The organism is Pseudarthrobacter sp. NKDBFgelt (assembly GCF_046097905.1).
Classification (GTDB): Bacteria; Actinomycetota; Actinomycetes; order Actinomycetales; family Micrococcaceae; genus Arthrobacter; species Arthrobacter polychromogenes.
Map to the genome: position 1 here is coordinate 1 of NZ_JBJURL010000225.1, position 500 is coordinate 500.

1 protein-coding gene is annotated in these 500 nt (G+C 72.8%); it reads right to left on the reverse strand.

The annotated features are described in order from the left end of the window. Positions 1 to 343 (reverse strand): hypothetical protein (locus tag ACKAE7_RS21270; RefSeq protein ID WP_408980261.1); only part of this gene is annotated, 343 nt, incomplete at its 3' end. Positions 344 to 500 lie beyond the last annotated feature (157 nt).

The window sequence follows — 500 nt, forward strand, 5'->3', positions numbered from 1 at the left end:
GGGCCGGGTCCTGCACCTGGGACCGGACCTGCACGTGCGCGGCCTCCTCACCGCCCCACCAGACCAGCTCCCCCTCGTCGACGGGGACGCCGATTAGCTCGGCGTTCCGCAGCCGGCGGTCCCGCACCGGCCGGCCCCACACCATGAACGCATCGCGCGGCACGCCCAGGTCTGCGGAGCACCCCCAGGCCAGCCGGGTGTCCGGGCCGCGCTCCTTGAGCCGTTCGAGCAGCGCGTCGTCGATCCCCTCGCCGTGCCCGGCCCGCAGCATGCGGCGGGCGATGTCCAGCCAGTCGAGCCGAGCGCCCACGGCCCGGAACTTCCTCACGTCGTGCGTGCGCATCAGAACTCCACCTCCCACGGTGCCCCTGTCAGGGTTACGTCGACGATCGTGACGGCCCGGCCCGGGTCGGACGCGAGCGGGTCGGGGGCCTGCACCAGTTCGAGGGTATAGAGGTCCTTGTCGATCGGGGCCGGGGGCTCAATGCGGTTGCGGATAC